This window comes from Komagataeibacter saccharivorans (assembly GCF_004348195.1).
Classification (GTDB): Bacteria; Pseudomonadota; Alphaproteobacteria; order Acetobacterales; family Acetobacteraceae; genus Komagataeibacter; species Komagataeibacter saccharivorans.
In genome coordinates this window covers 749,444-764,742 of the sequence record NZ_CP036404.1, presented here as the reverse complement: position 1 = coordinate 764,742, position 15,299 = coordinate 749,444, and the positions used below count along the sequence as shown (strand labels likewise).

14 protein-coding genes are annotated in these 15,299 nt (G+C 62.3%); 8 read left to right on the top strand and 6 right to left on the bottom strand.

What is annotated here, in order from left to right:
- Window positions 1-96 precede the first annotated feature (96 nt).
- Complete coding sequence (gene recG / locus KSAC_RS03290) at window positions 97-2,244, top strand: ATP-dependent DNA helicase RecG (RefSeq protein WP_132304205.1); 2,148 nt, start codon at window positions 97-99, stop codon at window positions 2,242-2,244.
- On the opposite strand, the gene acuR is transcribed toward recG, so the two are convergent.
- The gene (acuR, locus tag KSAC_RS03285; protein WP_243705292.1) at window positions 2,183-2,920 is read right to left on the bottom strand and encodes an acrylate utilization transcriptional regulator AcuR; all 738 of its coding nucleotides are present in this window, start codon (window positions 2,918-2,920) and stop codon (window positions 2,183-2,185) included. The two genes, recG and acuR, sit on opposite strands and share 62 nt — an antisense overlap.
- Before the next feature lie 376 nt (window positions 2,921-3,296).
- Here acuR and KSAC_RS17705 point away from each other — a divergent pair, with 376 nt between their 5' ends.
- A complete protein-coding gene (locus KSAC_RS17705; protein WP_102323603.1) occupies window positions 3,297-3,989 on the top strand; it encodes a cold-shock protein in 693 nt (230 codons plus the stop codon).
- Window positions 3,990-4,448: 459 nt separating this feature from the next.
- Here KSAC_RS17705 and smpB read toward each other — a convergent pair whose 3' ends face one another.
- The 4 genes from smpB to KSAC_RS03260 all read right to left on the bottom strand — a co-directional run bounded on the left by smpB (window position 4,449) and on the right by KSAC_RS03260 (window position 7,562).
- Window positions 4,449-4,943, bottom strand: coding sequence for an SsrA-binding protein SmpB (gene smpB / locus KSAC_RS03275; protein ID WP_102323604.1), 495 nt, complete (start codon window positions 4,941-4,943; stop codon window positions 4,449-4,451).
- Window positions 4,944-4,947: 4 nt separating this feature from the next.
- The gene (dapA, locus tag KSAC_RS03270; protein WP_132306082.1) at window positions 4,948-5,826 is read right to left on the bottom strand and encodes a 4-hydroxy-tetrahydrodipicolinate synthase; all 879 of its coding nucleotides are present in this window, start codon (window positions 5,824-5,826) and stop codon (window positions 4,948-4,950) included.
- A gap of 156 nt (window positions 5,827-5,982) precedes the next feature.
- Complete coding sequence (locus tag KSAC_RS03265; protein WP_110547643.1) at window positions 5,983-6,828, bottom strand: prephenate dehydratase; 846 nt, start codon at window positions 6,826-6,828, stop codon at window positions 5,983-5,985.
- Window positions 6,825-7,562: a 3-deoxy-manno-octulosonate cytidylyltransferase gene (locus tag KSAC_RS03260; RefSeq protein WP_132304203.1), complete on the bottom strand. Its 738-nt coding sequence runs from the start codon at window positions 7,560-7,562 to the stop codon at window positions 6,825-6,827. The genes KSAC_RS03265 and KSAC_RS03260 overlap by 4 nt, the downstream gene beginning before the upstream one ends.
- Window positions 7,563-7,700: 138 nt before the next feature.
- Here KSAC_RS03260 and KSAC_RS03255 point away from each other — a divergent pair, with 138 nt between their 5' ends.
- From KSAC_RS03255 to KSAC_RS03240, 4 genes are all read left to right on the top strand, one after another.
- The gene (locus KSAC_RS03255) at window positions 7,701-8,204 is read left to right on the top strand and encodes a c-type cytochrome (protein ID WP_102324199.1); all 504 of its coding nucleotides are present in this window, start codon (window positions 7,701-7,703) and stop codon (window positions 8,202-8,204) included.
- Window positions 8,204-9,019 carry an inositol monophosphatase family protein gene (locus tag KSAC_RS03250; protein ID WP_102323608.1) on the top strand — a complete coding sequence of 272 codons (816 nt, stop codon included), beginning with the start codon at window positions 8,204-8,206 and terminating at the stop codon, window positions 9,017-9,019. The genes KSAC_RS03255 and KSAC_RS03250 overlap by 1 nt, the downstream gene beginning before the upstream one ends.
- An 88-nt stretch (window positions 9,020-9,107) precedes the next feature.
- On the top strand, window positions 9,108-10,373 hold the full coding sequence (serA, locus tag KSAC_RS03245; protein ID WP_102323609.1) for a phosphoglycerate dehydrogenase: 1,266 nt from the start codon (window positions 9,108-9,110) through the stop codon (window positions 10,371-10,373).
- A 393-nt stretch (window positions 10,374-10,766) separates the two neighbouring features.
- Complete coding sequence (locus KSAC_RS03240) at window positions 10,767-11,273, top strand: hypothetical protein (protein ID WP_102323610.1); 507 nt, start codon at window positions 10,767-10,769, stop codon at window positions 11,271-11,273.
- A 14-nt stretch (window positions 11,274-11,287) separates the two neighbouring features.
- Here the strand turns inward: KSAC_RS03240 and KSAC_RS03235 are convergent, their stop codons facing one another.
- On the bottom strand, window positions 11,288-12,655 hold the full coding sequence (locus KSAC_RS03235; RefSeq protein WP_132304201.1) for an MATE family efflux transporter: 1,368 nt from the start codon (window positions 12,653-12,655) through the stop codon (window positions 11,288-11,290).
- A 182-nt stretch (window positions 12,656-12,837) separates the two neighbouring features.
- On the opposite strand from KSAC_RS03235, the gene KSAC_RS03230 reads away from it, so the two are divergent.
- Both KSAC_RS03230 and KSAC_RS03225 read left to right on the top strand, forming a co-directional pair.
- On the top strand, window positions 12,838-14,016 hold the full coding sequence (locus tag KSAC_RS03230; protein WP_132304199.1) for a restriction endonuclease subunit S: 1,179 nt from the start codon (window positions 12,838-12,840) through the stop codon (window positions 14,014-14,016).
- Window positions 14,017-14,238: 222 nt separating this feature from the next.
- Window positions 14,239-15,297 (top strand): AI-2E family transporter, encoded by a 1,059-nt coding sequence (locus KSAC_RS03225; protein WP_132304197.1) that lies wholly within the window; start codon window positions 14,239-14,241, stop codon window positions 15,295-15,297.
- The last annotated feature ends 2 nt before the right edge of the window (window positions 15,298-15,299 follow it).

Below are 15,299 nucleotides of genomic sequence, written 5' to 3'. Positions count from 1 at the left end.
ACCCCGTAAATGGTTGTGTTTTGTTCCGTAACGCAGGTGTCCTATAGCCGTCACGCGGGCATCTGTCAGCCCGTATGACATGTTCCGCCCCGCAGGATGAACCACCGCGTGCCTGATACCACCACCCAGTCCGCCCCTTCCCTTCTTGCCCCGCTGCTGGCTGGCGTGGAAACGCTGGGTGGCGTCAGGCCCGCCACGGCAAAGCTGCTGGCGCGGGCGGCGGGTGGCGGACGGGTGATCGACCTGCTGTTCCATCTGCCTGAGTCAGTCGTGGACAGGCGCTACCGCCCCAACCTGCGTCAGGCGGAGATAGGGCGTATCTGCACATTGCATGTCACGATTGCGCGCGTGGTGCCGCCGCCGTCTGGCGGGGGACGGGGCAAGCGGCCGTGGCGGGTGGTGGTGAGTGACGGCACCGCGGATGCCGAACTGGTGTTTTTCTCCCCCTATCAGGCCCGTGGTCTGGAGGCCGGACAGGACATATGCGTGTCGGGCACGCTGGAGCGTTTTGGTGACCGGCTGAACATGACGCATCCGGATTATCTGGTCCCTGCCGAACGGATGGGTGAGATACCGCTGCTTGACCCGGTCTGGCCGCTGACGGCGGGACTGTTCCCCCGGCAGGTGCGCAACGCGATCAGGGCCGCATTCGATATTTTTCCTGACCTGCCCGAATGGCAGGACGCCAGCGTGATGAAGCAGCGCCAATGGCCGGGATTCGAGCAGGCCCTGCGCACGCTGCACCGGCCCTGTGACTTTCCTGACCTGCTGGAGGGCGATGCGCTGGTGGCCGCAGCCGAACGCGCCCGCGCCCGTCTTGCCTGTGATGACCTGCTGGCCCAGCAGGTTTCCATGGCGCAGGCCCGCAGACAGAACCGCCTGCGACCGGGGCGGGCCATCGTGGCCGATGGCAGCCTGCGTGGCGTTGCCCTGTCGCGTTTCGGTCATGAACCTACGGTCGCGCAGATTCGTGCACTGGCGGAAATCGATGCGGATCTTGCGCAGCCCCGGCAGATGACGCGCCTGTTGCAGGGTGATGTCGGCGCGGGCAAGACGCTGGTGGCGCTCATGGCCATGCTGGGCGCGGTGGAAGCGGGCCATCAGGCGGCTCTCATGGCGCCCACTGAAATTCTGGCGCGTCAGCATCTGGCAACCTTTACCCGCCTCTCCCCCGTGCCCGTCGCGTTCCTGAGCGGGAGCGTGAAGGGCAAGGCCCGGCGTGAGGCACTGGCAAGGATAGCCGATGGCACGGCACGGCTGGTGATCGGCACGCACGCCCTATTTCAGGACAGTGTGGTATTTGCTGACCTCGCGCTGGCGGTGATTGATGAACAGCACCGTTTTGGCGTGGAGCAGCGTGCCATGCTGGGGGAAAAAGGCCCCCAGACCGATGTGCTGGTCATGACCGCGACCCCCATCCCCCGCAGCCTCCTGCTGACCCAATGGGGTGACATGATGGTCAGCCGACTGGATGTGAAGCCCGCGGGGCGCAAGCCGGTCCGCACATCACTGCACACGCTGTCCGCCATGGGAGATCTGCTGGTGGGCATGGAGCGGGCCATGGCGCGGGGGGCGCGTATTTTCTGGGTCTGTCCCCTGGTCAGTGAAAGTGAGACCAGCGACATTGCCGCCGCTGAGGCACGGCATACGGCGCTGGCCGCGCATTTTGGCGCGGATAAGGTCGGTCTGGCGCATGGCCAGCAGGATATTACGGTGCGGGAACAGGCCATTGCCGATTTCGCTGCGGGCCGGACGCGCATTCTGGTGGCGACCACAGTGATTGAGGTAGGGGTGGATATCCCCGACGCGACGGTCATGATCATCGAACATGCCGAGCGTTTCGGGCTGGCCCAGCTCCATCAGTTGCGCGGGCGCGTGGGGCGTGGACATGCCGAATCGTACTGTCTGCTGCTGCATGACAATGCGCTGGGCCAGACCGCGCGGCGCAGGCTGGCGTTGTTGCGCGAAACGGATGACGGTTTCCTTATTGCTGACGAGGATTTCCGCCTGCGTGGCGGTGGTGACCTGACCGGACGGCGGCAATCCGGTCTGCCTGACCTGCGTCTGGCCAGCCCGCTGCATGTCGATATGCTGCTGCGTCTTGCCGCGCAGGACGCCCGGCGTCTTGTGGATACCCCGTCCGACCGGGCGCCGCCCGCAATGCGCGCCCGGATGCCTGCGGTCAGCCTGCTGCTTGACCTGTTTTCGCGCGGACAGGCAGTGCGTGCGATCCGCGCAGGGTAGTCGGCGTGTTGATCGATAATGGTGAGGGCACGCCCAGTTCGGCTGCCGCCTGAGCCAGATAGAAGGTCGCGAACAGGTCGAGGGATTCCGGCCCATGTTCCATACGCGCGCGCAGCACGGCCCCTTCCCACCCAATCCAGAAATAACGTGAAAGACGGCCGCATAGTGTTTCCTGCGCGGCGGTGGGCACCGGGTAGCAGGTGGCCAGCAGGCAGTCCGTCACGCGGTGTTCCCATCCATGCAGAATCGTGCGCAGCATCACATTGAACGAATCGGGCAGGATGTCGATCTCCTGACCGAGATTGCCGATCAGGCATCCACGCCGGAAGGCGTGACGCTGCATGCCCGTCTTTGCCTCGCGCATGAAATTGAGAAGGCGCTGGAGCGGTGCTACAGCCTGATCTGTCAGCCAGCGGTCAAGTTTTTCATTGAAATAGGTGGCGTAGCTTTCGATCAGTGCGCGGCCAAAATCTTCCTTGCTGCTGAAACAGTAGTAAAATGAACCCTTTGAGATACCGGTGGCATTCAGCACGTCATCCACGCAGGTGGCCGAGAACCCTTTTTCCGTCAGCAGCACGACCCCGGCGCGCACCAGCATTGCACGCGTGCCTTCCGGGGCACGGGCAGTCTTGGGTGGTCGACCACGACCGGGTCGGCGGGGCGATGTATCAGACATTGTTCGCTTTCTTGTAAGCGCGGAAGGTGTGGGAATGACAACCGGGCCCAATAATGTGCGTATACTGACGAAATGCAAGGATCATTGCGGGATTCCCTTTGCCTCTTTCTGCATCCGTAATTTTACCGCTCTTCCCTCACAAAAGAGTTCACAAGTGAAAATTCCTGTGCAACCCGGGGCGGGAATATGCTTTGGTGTTGTTGATGCCGATGCGATTTATGCTAGGGTCACCGCAGGACAGAGGATGTTTTCCTGAGCCAGACCGCCTAAACCACGGTGAACGGCAGCAGACCAGTCTCTATTCTGCAAACGTGCTTTCATTCGGTGGTGTCCCCCAAGGGGGATTTCCGCCACCTAGACCTCGGGATTACGACCGTTGAGAAGTAACAGGACCGACCGCAGCTCCCGCTCCCCGCGCCGCGGCGGATTTGACGATGATTTCATGTCGTCGCCTTCATTTGGTGATCGCAGCAGCAGCGCCCCGCCGCCGCGTCGCTCCTTCGGTGGCGGAGGTGGTGGTCCCCAGATCGTCGCATCCGGCCCGGAGATCAGCGCCACTGTAAAGTGGTTCAACAGCGAAAAGGGCTTCGGCTTCGTGGAGCTGTCCGACGGATCGGGTGACGTGTTCCTGCACGCCAACGCCCTGAACCCGACCGGGCATGCCACGGTTGCGCCGGGCACAACGCTGGTGGTCCAGATTGGCCAGGGCCCCAAGGGTCGCCAGGTGGCAGCCGTCCTTTCGGTGGACGAAAGCACCGCGCAGCCGGAACGCCCCCGTGGCGGTGGCTTCGGTGCGTCGGCAGCCGGTCCGCGTGGCGGCTTCTCGCGTTCCGGTCGTCCGGCTCCCGACCTGTCGCATGCGCAGGACATGCGCGGCACGGTCAAGTGGTACAACGCCACGAAGGGCTTCGGCTTCATCACCCCGGAAAACGGCGGCAAGGACATTTTCGTCCATGCTTCCGCGCTGGAACGTTCGGGCCTGTCCAGCCTGACGGAAGGCCAGACGGCGAACGTGCAGGTTGTCGAAGGCCAGAAAGGCCCCGAAGCGGCTGCGCTGTCGGTTGACTGATTGATCCTGCTTCCCCTGCCCTGCCATCAAAGGCGGGGCGGGACAGGTGATTGAATAGAAAACAGGGCCGTTCCGATGGGGCAGCCCTGTTTTTTATTGTACGGACCTGTCACGGCGGAAATACTACGGGGCAGGATGGCATTTCCTGCCACGAGGCATATTTTCAGCCATAAATTTCAAACGGATTCTGGCACCGTGTTACCCGCAATTGACGGGTAAGTTGCCCCTGACATTCCATTACGTGATTTTTTAAGGGCGCAGGTAGGGTTAAGCTGTTCAGGCTACGCTGAAGCAGGCTTTACACCAGACCTCTCAGGGAGATTGCTGGCGTAACGTCCTGATCGTGGCTGTATTCTGCCATTCAGCTTCAGACTCTACGGTAGAAAGCCGGACTTCTGCGTTCAGATAAGGGATGTCTCGGGAACGAATGGCGATCCGTCCCTGCATCCCGTTTATCCTTCAGTCCTCGCGTCCGCGATTACGCAGCAGGCGGGCCTTGTCGCGTTGCCAGTCGCGTTCGGCAATGGCGTGGCGTTTGTCCGCCTTCTTGCGGCCTTCACCCACACCCAGCGTCAGCTTGGCAAGCCCACGGCTGTTGAAGTGAATATCCAGCGGAACAAGGGTTACGCCGTCGCGCGCGACCTCTCCCAGCAGCTTGTCCACCTGCTTTTTGTGCAGCAGCAGCTTTCGGGGGGCGCGTGGCTCGAAACGTGACAGCACGCCACCCTGATACTCAGGAATATAGCTGTTGATCAGCCACAGTTCGCCATTCCGTTCACCGGCATAGGCTTCGTTAATGGTGGCGCGACCCATGCGCAGGCTTTTGACTTCCGGGCCTTTCAGCACCAGACCCGCTTCCACCGTTTCCACGATGGTGTAGTTGAAGCGGCCCTTGCGGTTCTGCGCGGCGATCCCCGTGGAAATCATGCCGCTGCCCTTGTTCCTGGCTGCCATGGGTTCAGTCCAGCAGTCCGGCCGCCGAAAGTGCGGCCTTGACCTTCTCACGACCGGCATCGCTTAACGGGGCAAGCGGCAGGCGGCACGTTTCACCCATAAGCCCCAGCACGCTGGCGGCAAACTTGACCGGAACGGGGTTGCTTTCACAGAACAGGGCATCATGCAGCGGCAGCAGACGGTCCTGCAGTTCCATGGCCTCCATCACATTGCCGTCCGTCCAGCTCTGCTGAACCTGAGCGCATAATGCGGGCGCGACGTTGGCGGTAACACTGATGCAGCCATCGCCACCGGCGGCCAGGAAGGATACGGCTGTCCCGTCCTCGCCTGAAATCTGGTTGAACGGCTTGCTGACCGCACGGCGTACCAGCAGCGGGCGCAGCAGGTTGGCGGTGGAATCCTTTACCCCGATGATGTTGGGGTGCTTGGCGAGGCGGGCCATTGTCTCGACCGAAATGTCGATGACCGACCGGCCGGGAATATTATACAGGATGACCGGGATACCGATTGCATCCGCCACGGCCATGAAGTGGCGGTACACGCCTTCCTGCGTAGGCTTGTTGTAATAGGGCGTGACGACCAGCACGCCCGATGCGCCCGCCTGTTCGGCCTGTTTCGCCATGGCGACGGCTTCCGCCGTGCTGTTGGAACCGGCCCCGGCGATGACGGGTACGCGCCCGCCTGCGGTTTTTATGGTGAAGGCTACGACCTTCGCATGTTCCTCATGCGTCAGCGTGGGACTTTCGCCCGTGGTGCCGACCGGAACCAGCGCGGATGCGCCCTGCTGGATCTGCCAGTCGATGAAGCGGCCCATGGAGGGCAGATCCAGCGATCCGTCCTCGTTCATGGGGGTCAGAAGGGCGGTAATGGAACCCTTGAACATGGTTGTTTCCACCTGGATACTGTGTCCTGCTGTGCATGTGCCGGTGGACCCGGCGCATCGTATTCTCTGTGGCCTGCCCCGCTGGCCCGGAGCGTGTGCCCCTACTATATAGACAATGCGGCGCGCGGGGCAAAACCCGCCTGCATGCCCTTTCCTTCAGCCGCCGCGCCGGAAGGGAGATGCCGGATAGACGCCGAGTATTTCCTGCTGTTCCGAAAAGAATGAAAGTTCGCGCAGTGCCTGCGCCAGCGGTGGGGATTCGGGGTGACCTTCCACGTCCAGAAGGAACTGCGTGGCGGAGAACGATCCCTCCAGCATGTAGCTTTCCAGCCGGGTCATGTTCACGCCCGTCGTGGCAAAACCGCCCAGCGCCTTGTACAGCGCACCGGGCTGATTGGACACGCGGAACAGCAGCGTGGTCAGGAAATCCTCTCCGGGTGGGGGCAGGACGGCAGGTTTGCGTGATGCGATGTAAAAGCGCGTGGTGTTATGGGATGCGTCTTCCACATTGCGGCGCAGGATCTCAAGTCCATTGAGTTCTGCGGCCAGCGCGGACGCCACGGCCACATCTTCCTTGCGATTCCATTCCCGCACCATTTCGGCAGCACCTGCCGTGTCGAATTCCACCACCGGGTCCAGCGCCAGTTCGGCAATGATACCGCGCACCTGCGCCATGGCGACGGGGTGGGTATGCACCCGCCGGGCATCAGCCAGCGTGCTGCCCGGTATGCCAAGCAGGCAGTGTTCCACGCGCTGGAAATGTTCCCCCACGATAAACAGCCCCGCCTGTGGCAGCAGGGCATGGATATCGGGCACGCGGCCCGCCAGGCTGTTTTCACATGCGAGCATGGCCAGTTCGGCCTTCCCGTCATGCACGGCGGCTATGGCCTGTGCGAAGGTCTGGCATGGTAGCGTGGTCCAGCCGGGTCGTGCCTGACGGCAGGCAAGATCTGAATACGCGCCGGGCCGCCCCTGAAACGCTATGATGTTTTTTGCGCTCATGCCCCTGCTCCCGACAGCACGCGGGCGCGTTCAAGGTCCGCAGGGGTGTCGACCCCGAACGGGGCGGTTTCGATCCGGGCGCAGCCAATGGTCATCCCGGCTTCCAGCGCGCGTAGCTGTTCCAGCTTTTCGCGTTTTTCCAGCGCACTTTCGGGCAGGCTGACAAAGCGGGCCAGTGCCGCGCGGCGATAGGCATAGATCCCCACATGATGCCACAGTGGACCATGGCCCCATGGGATGGGCATGCGGGAGAAATAAAGCGCGCGCGCCTTTGTCGCCTCGTCCGGGAACGCACATGCCACCTTGACCACGGATTCCGCTATCGCCTCGGCCCGATCCTGCACGGGAGCCACGAGGGTTGCGATATCGGTCGAAGGGTCATCCAGCGGGCGCAGCACGGCACGCAGGCATGCAGGCTCCACGCCCGGCAGGTCGCCCTGCAGGTTGATGATGGTGTCGTACCGCCCCGCAGGGTCCAGCTTCTGCAATGCCTGCCAGATCCGGTCGGAACCCGAAGGCAGCCCCGGATCGGTCAGAATGGCGGTGCCGCCAGCACGTTCCACGACATCGGCAATGTCACGTTCGGCCGTGGCGACGGCCACGGGGCCGACATCAGCCGCGCGGGCGCGATCGAGCACATGCACGATCATGGGCCGTCCCGCGATGTCGGCAAGCGGTTTTCCCGGCAGCCGGGTCGAGGCCATCCGGGCCGGGATCAGAACAATAGGCTTCATGGGATCTGGGTCTGGGCCATCCGTAATCTGTGGCGGTGGCAGGGGCCGACCGCAGCCCCGCATGCTTCACACGGGGCGCGCGGCAGTCTAGGTAAGGAGCGGTTTTCATGCAACCGTATGGGAAGGACATCGGATACCATGGATAGTCTAGGCCTTAACCAGATCGGGGCAGCCTGCCTCATCGCCGCCGTTGCGGTGGGGGCAAGCTGGGGCGTTGCCCATACGGCAGTGCCCGAGCCGCTACCGGCAAAATCCGGTGTGGCGATACCCCAGCCAGCCCAGGCCGCAGGCGCGTCCATTGACGATCTGGTGGCCAGGGCCAGTGTGGAAAAAGGCCGTACCATTGCCGAACATCAGTGCACGATGTGCCACAGCACCGCCCCCCATGGCCCCGCCATTATCGGGCCGGACCTGTTCGGGGTGGTCGGTACGCATGTTGGCGACATTCCGGGCTACGAATTCTCCGATGCCCTGAAGGCGCACAAGGACGAGACGTGGACCAACACCACCCTGTCCGCATGGCTCAGATCGCCTTCCGAATATGCGTCGGGCACCAAGATGTCTTTCCCCGGAATCCCGTCCGAAACCGACCGGGCGGATGTGATCGCCTACTTGCGTTCCCTGCATGAGGATGCGCCCTGATGTCCGCCCTGCCCGCCGGTTTTCCCCGGGATGCGGTGATGGAGGCGGCCATTGCCGCGGCGGATGTGGCGCGGACCGTCGTGCTGCCCTTCTTCCGCCGTGGCGTGACGGCCGACGACAAGGGTGACAGCAGCCCCGTAACCATTGCCGATCGTACGGCGGAACGTGCGATTCGGGCCGTACTGTCCGAGCGCCTGCCCGGCTTTGGCGTGATGGGGGAGGAATTCGGCCTTGAAGGGGGGGAGAGTCCCTATCGCTGGGTCATCGACCCCGTGGATGGCACGCGCGCCTTTCTGACGGGCCGCCCGACCTTTGGCACCCTGATCGCGCTGTTACATGATGGCGTGCCGGTCCTTGGCCTGATCGACCAGCCGGTTACGGGTGAACGCTGGATCGGGCTGCGCGGGGAAGCGACACGGTACATCTCCACCCTGCCCGGCAGGGCTGGCACGCGCGGTTGCCCGGATGTGGCGCATGCAGAACTGTCATGCACCGCGCCGGAAATTCTCGACCCGCCTCATCTGCCCGGCTTTCATGCGCTGGCCGGGGCGGTCAAGCGCACAAGCTGGGGGGGCGACTGCTATGCGTATGGCCTTCTGGCGCTGGGGCAGATCGATATTATTGCCGAATGTACCATGAAAATATGGGACTGGGCGGCGCTCGTGCCCGTGGTGGAGGGGGCTGGCGGCAGCATGACCGACTGGTCCGGCAGGCCACTGCACGCGAACGGCGACGGGACCGTGCTGGCGGTTGGCAATGCAGCCCTTGTGCCCCGGATTACAGCCCTACTGGGAAGTTCCGCAGGCGCACTGTAGTGCTTTGTATTCACATTTTCTCTAGCGATGCCGCAGGCAATCGGATAGGGACGACCCACTTTGACCGTACTGAGCGGGAGCGTACGACATGACCAGCCATTCCAACGGCCACCTTTCCCTTCCCAAGGACAAGATCCGTATCCTGCTGCTTGAAGGCGTGCATGACAGTGCCGTCAACCTGCTGAAGGAAAACGGGTACGAAAACGTCACCCGCCTGAAAACGGCGCTGGAAGGCGAAGCCCTGCACAAGGCGCTGGAAGGCGTTCATATCGTCGGTATCCGTTCGCGCACCCAGCTTACGCGCGAAGTGATCGAGAAGGCGGATCGCCTGATCGCCATCGGCTGCTTCTGCATCGGGACCAATCAGGTGGATCTGAATGCCGCGCGTGAAGGGGGCATTCCGGTGTTCAACGCACCTTACAGCAACACGCGTTCGGTCGCTGAACTGGTGATGGGCGAGATCGTGATGCTGATGCGCCGCATCTTCCCGAAATCCGAGGAATGCAACGCCGGTATCTGGAAAAAATCCGCTACCAATAGCTGGGAAGTGCGCGGCAAGACGCTGGGTATCGTGGGCTATGGCTCCATCGGGTCACAGCTTTCCGTTCTGGCCGAAGCCTTCGGTATGCGCGTGTTCTATTACGACGTGATCGACAAACTGGTGCATGGTAACGCAACGCCGGTCGATACGCTCGAAACCCTGCTGGGGCAGAGCGACGTGGTCAGCCTGCATGTGCCCCAGACGCCGGAGACGGCGGGCATGATCGGTGAAGCGCAGATCCGGGCGATGAAGAAGGGCTCCTTCCTCATCAACAACGCGCGTGGCAACGTGGTGGATCTTGATGCGCTGGCGGCGGCGCTGAAGGACGGCCATCTGCTGGGTGCTGCGATCGATGTGTTCCCCAAGGAGCCGAAGGCGGCGGGTGAGGAATTCCAGACCCCGCTGCGTGGTCTGGATAACGTGATCCTGACACCGCATATCGGTGGCTCCACGGCGGAAGCGCAGGAGCGCATCGGCGTGGAAGTGGCGCGCAAGCTGGTTGATTATTCCGACATCGGCTCAACGCTGGGGGCCGTGAATTTTCCTACCGTGCAGTTGCCCGAAAACCCGCACGGCACCCGATTCATGCATGTGCACCAGAACGTGCCCGGCATCATGCTGCAGATTAACGAAATCTTCTCCTCGGAAGCCTGCAACGTGACGGCGCAGTACCTGCAGACTGCGGGTGAACTGGGCTACGTCGTGGTCGAGGCCGATACCGGCCGTGACGTGGAAAAGGATAATCGCATCCTTGACCGTCTGCGTGCGCTCAAGGGCACGCTGCGGGCCCGCCTGCTTTACAAGCAGGTGTAAGGGACAGGTTTTCCTGTTCTGGATATCGGGGGGCATGCCATCATCGGCATGTCCCCTTTTTATGTCCGCATCAAACCCGCAGGTTGCGGATGGGCGGACTATCGTATGATTGTTCCGGACCCGGTCATCGCATCGCCGGACTGGATAAGGGAGCGGCCAGTTGCTCCGCTGGGGTGGCATTGCATGTCTCTTCGCGCTGTATGGATTGCGCAGAACGGGTGACTGCCGCCGGTTGGAAGCGTGGATATTCCCGGCCCTTCATGCTAATCGTGCCGGTGGCGTGACGCCTTTCCGGGTGCGCCATGACTGGCGTGCCATCCGTGCAGGCTGAAAACGGATTATTGATCAGGGTTCTCGAGTGCGCGGTTATATGGTCCTTCACGGGGGCAGCCTGTGATCTGGGGTGATTTTCAGGCGGTAATCCAGCTTTCTGCCGGGCTGAATGTAGCCATTCTCAGCTTTGTCGATATCAGCCTGCCCGCCATCAAGGAACGCAGGCGCGTCTTTGCCAAGGCAAGGCAGGAACTCGAACTGCACCGTAGCGGGAGCGATCACCAGCACCCGGACGATGCGGAAGCCTATACTGCCGCAGTGCAGGAAATGGATCGCAAACTGTTCCTGTTATGGCAGGAATCATCCGCTTTCATCCGGGAAGAGGAATCCCTTATCCGCTCTACCGGGGTGCTGGGGGTATTTGGTGCGGTATTAAGCCTCGGGCTGCTGTGGTACTCGGCTGAACATTACGGCGGGATCATCTCGCTTATGGGGCGGGTGCTGATCATCCTGTCCTTCTGTTCCCTGCTTGGCGCCTTTCTGATCAATTTCATGACCGCGTCACAGGCCGGGGTCTTTACCCGCAAGTGCAACAGCATCCGTGAGGAAATGCACCACCGGCTGTAGCCACGCGCCGATTGTTATGTGCGCGCGCGATGGGTCTGCTTTCGCATGCGCCACAGGATGCGCGTGCCGTGCAGCGTGAACACGCTGACCAGCCCGATCCCGATCCCGCACCACAATCCGGCGGGGCCCATGCCATGGTGGAAGGCAAGCGATACGCCGCTGGGAAAGCCGATGCCCCAGTAGCCGATAATGGCCAGTACCATCGGAATGGCAGTATCGCCCTGCCCGCGCAGGATGCCGGTTGCGACGACTTGCACTGCATCGGGGATCTGGAAGGCTGCACCAACCAGCAATAGCGTCAGGGCCATCTGCACTGCCTCCGCATTGCCCGGCTGCGTCATGTCCAGATAGCAGCCGATGATGGGGTATCGTCCTGCTGCCAAGGCGACAGTCGCCAGGCTGGCCGTCACGATGCCCAGTATCATCCCGGCCCATGCCGTACGGCGGACCATGGTGGGGTCACCCCGCCCCGTCCAGTAACCGATACGGATATTGCATGCCTGTCCCAGCGCCAGATAAAGCACGAAGAACTGCATCCCGATCCCCAGCATGATCTGGAAGGCCGCCAGTGCACTGTTGCCAAGCCGGGCGGCTTCAAGGCTGTTGGCCTGGAACAGCGTGACCTCCGCCATGGCGGCTGCAAGCATTGGCAGGCCCGTGCGAAGCAGCGCGAGCGTATATCCCCATTCATGCATGCGCGGACGCAGGGCCACGCGCAGTTCGGGCCTGCGCATCATGAAGGCCAGCATGATGACCGGCATGCACCACAGCGTGATGACCGTGGCGATGGCGGACCCATGCAACCCCAGCGCGGGCAGGCCGAACCAGCCGTGGATGAGGGTCGCATTGAACAGGCCGTTGATGACGGTAATGCACGGCGTCACCCGCATGAGGATGCCCTGTGCCCCCATGACGGGCAGCGCCGTTGTCAGGATGCCCTGTCCCAGCAGCGCGGGCGGCACCGCCCACATCAGGATACGGACGAAATCGGCCACTGGCGCGCGGATGGCCTGCGGTTCGTTCATCCATGCCAGCAGGGTATCGACATGGGCCAGACAGAACAGTTCAGGCACACACAGGACCACGGCCACCAGCAGCATGGATGTGATAATGGTGCCAAGGACGGCATGATCCTGACGTCCGCGCGCCTGTGCCAGCAATATGCCGCCTGCTTCGATCACGGCGGCCAGGATGGCGGTCAGCGTGAAGAATGTGCCCGTGGCAAGGCCGCCGATCGCCAGCGCGCTGGCCCCAAGGCTGCCCAGCAGCACATCATCGGTCAGGCCCATCAGCATCTGGGCGAACTGCGAAAGACCCATCGGGCCCGCAATGGCGAGAATGGACCGGAATTCAGTCCGGAACGGTTTGATTGGACGCGTCATGAAACCCTGTAGTCAGCCATGGCCCGGCATGGAGCCATGGCAATGCGCCTTATGCCAGTGCTGCGCAGGTGCGTCGTGCGGTGTATACTACTTCGTGGCACAGGGCCAGCATGCCCGGTCGGATGTAATGTCGCTGTCCTGACCTCGACGGCGGATGGATATGGCGCTTACAAAGGTACGCTATGACATCATGCTGGCCTGTGGCCCCCCTTGGCGCGCTTGTGGACTGTCTTGATACCCGGCGGGTGCCCCTTAATCGGGCCCAGCGCGCGCAGCGGTCCGGGGCGGTGCCCTATCACGGTGCGAGTGGGATAACCGGATATGTGGATCAGGCCCTGTTTGACGGGGCGCTTGTACTGCTGGGTGAAGACGGTGCGCCCTTTCTCGACCCTAGCCGGGATGTCGCATTTTTTCATGAGGGACCGCTATGGGCAGGCAATCACGTCCATGTCCTGCGCCCCAGGGCGGGGATAGACGGACGCTTTCTGGCCCATGCGCTCAATACGGTATACTACGCCGCCCATGTGGACGGTACGACGCGCCGCAAGCTGGTGCGGGCGCGGATGAACTCCCTCCCCTTGCCCTGTCCTCCGCTGTCTCGGCAGAAGGCGATTGCAGCGATGCTGGATCATGCGATGCAACGGATCGACGACCAGATGGCTGAACTGGCCCGGCAGGCTGCGCTTGCGGGGGAATGGATCAGGGCGGAAATCCAGCATGCCATTGGTTATGATGGCGGCGCATGGCCTCCCTCCGTGCCGCCTGGTCATGTCATACGTCCCCTTGCCGCCATGTTTGACATAACAGGCGGCGGCACACCCGCGACCACCCGGCCAGAGAACTGGGGGGGCGATGTGACATGGATCACCCCTGCGGACCTGCCGGATGGGCCGCCCGCATGGATTACCGGCGGTGCGCGCAGCCTGTCCGCCATCGGGCTTGAATCCTGCCGTGCGGCTGTGGTTCCGGCGGGTGCGCTGGTTGTGTCCACCCGTGCGCCGGTGGGGCGGGTAGGTATTGGACGGGGACCGCTTTCGGTCAGTCAGGGCTGCAAGGCGCTGGTGCGTCGGACGGAAGATGTGGACCCATGTTATGCGGCCCTGTTTCTTCACACCGCCGGGTCCGAGTTGCGGCGGCGTGCAGGGGGCAGCGTATTTGCGGAACTCGATACAGCTACCCTCGCATCGCTGGAATTATGCCTGCCGCCCCTGCCCACACAGCGAGAAATTGCACAAATGGTATGGAGGAAGCAGGATCGGCACGCCAGTCAGGTCAGGGCACGCGAGCGTGTTGCTGCCCATCTGGAGGAATATCGTGCGGCGTTACGGGTTGCGGCGGTCAACGGGCAACTGACCTGCTGAACATTCATGCAGACGCGATGGTGCAGGCGGCGTTCATATCGCGTGCGAACAGGGAGGGTAATCCCGCCATAGCCCCGCACACGCGGTCTATACACCCTCTTTACCTTCTTCTGCCATGAGGGGCGCAGGGCACAGGACTATACAGGTCTTCATGCCGTTTTGCCGTGTGTAGTTTATATTTATTCCGACAGTGCATCAACAGAAACAGGACAGAACAGCCATATGGAAGATAACCGGAGCCGGACCCAGTATATCGGGACCTTTATATTTGTATGTGCAGTCCTGTCGTTTTCCGCGTGGATTGAACAGTCATTCCTGTTTGCATTCGTATGGGGTGGCATCCTGACGATCACAACCTACCCGTTATACCGCAGGCTGATCGAACGCGGCATGGGCAATGGTCTGGCCGCAGGTCTGATTGCTGGTGGCATTTTTGCGCTGCTGGCCGTGCCGATGATCGCCATGGCTGTACGGGCGGGGATGGAAATACCCTCCCTCATGGCATGGGGACGCGACGCACTGCATGATGGCATTCCCGTCTCGCCGCAGGTGGCGGAAATACCGCGTTTCGGCCCCCGACTGTCAGCGCTGTGGCAGCATTACCTGTCCGATCCCGATGAACTGCGACACTGGACCAGCGTGGCCTCGCGCATGTTTGCGTCGAGCGACGGACGGCAGCTTCCGCATCGTGTGATGGAAATGACCGAAACATTCGTCATCGCCACCCTGTCCGTCTATTTCTATCTGGCTGCGTCCCATACGCTGATCGCTGATATCCGTGCCGTTGGCCGCCGTTTTCTGGGTGGACGGGCGCGCGATGTCATCCGCAATACGGTGGGCGCCGTGCGTGGTACTGTAGCTGGACTGGTTCTGGTCGGGCTGGGTCAGGGCGTGCTGGTGGGGATCGGGTATTTCATTGCCGGAACCCCGCACCCTGCCCTGCTTACGCTGCTGACTGCCGTTGTCAGTATCATCCCGTTCTGCGGGCCGATCCTACTGTGCGCGACTACGCTCATGACTTTTGCCACGAACGGGGTGACGCAGGCGATCATTGTGGGCGTCATCGGCACGATTGCCTATGGCGCGGGGGATCATTTCGTCCGGCCCAAGCTGATCAGCGGCAGCACCAGCATTCCGTTCCTTGCGGTGCTGACGGCCATTCTTGGCGGGCTGCATGTCTTCGGTCTGCTGGGTCTGTTCATTGGGCCTGCCGTCATCGCGGTTGCCCTGTCGTTGTGGCGCACGGCGGCGGCGGAAGAGCGTGCAGGCCAGGCTGGCTGAGA